This is a genomic window from Microbacterium sp. H6, from assembly GCF_003314775.1.
GTDB lineage: Bacteria > Actinomycetota > Actinomycetes > Actinomycetales > Microbacteriaceae > Microbacterium > Microbacterium oxydans.
Genome location: NZ_QOAY01000191.1, coordinates 1 through 232, shown reverse-complemented (window position 1 = coordinate 232; position 232 = coordinate 1). Strand labels below are relative to the sequence as shown.

Here is a 232-nt window from a genome sequence, read left to right as displayed (position 1 = left end):
CGCTCACGGTGTCGTGATGTGGGCAGGGAGACGCGCGATGACCGAGCTTGGCGGTGGCGATGCGGCGCCGACGCCGCGACATGCGGACGAGCGCGGATCCGCCGCAGCGGAGCTGGCACTCGCGCTTCCCGCCGTCGTGCTCGCGCTCCTTCTCGGGGCAGGGGCGCTCGGAGCGGCGTCTCGCCAGGTCGCGCTGCAGGACGCCTCCGCGGACGCGGCTCGTCTTCTCGGA

At 74.1% G+C, this 232-nt stretch carries 1 protein-coding gene; it reads left to right on the top strand.

Annotation, left to right across the window (positions count from 1 at the left end; translation table 11 throughout):
• Positions 1–37: 37 nt before the first annotated feature.
• On the top strand, positions 38–232 hold a 195-nt coding region (locus tag DSP71_RS12480), incomplete at its 3' end, for a TadE/TadG family type IV pilus assembly protein (protein WP_181800730.1).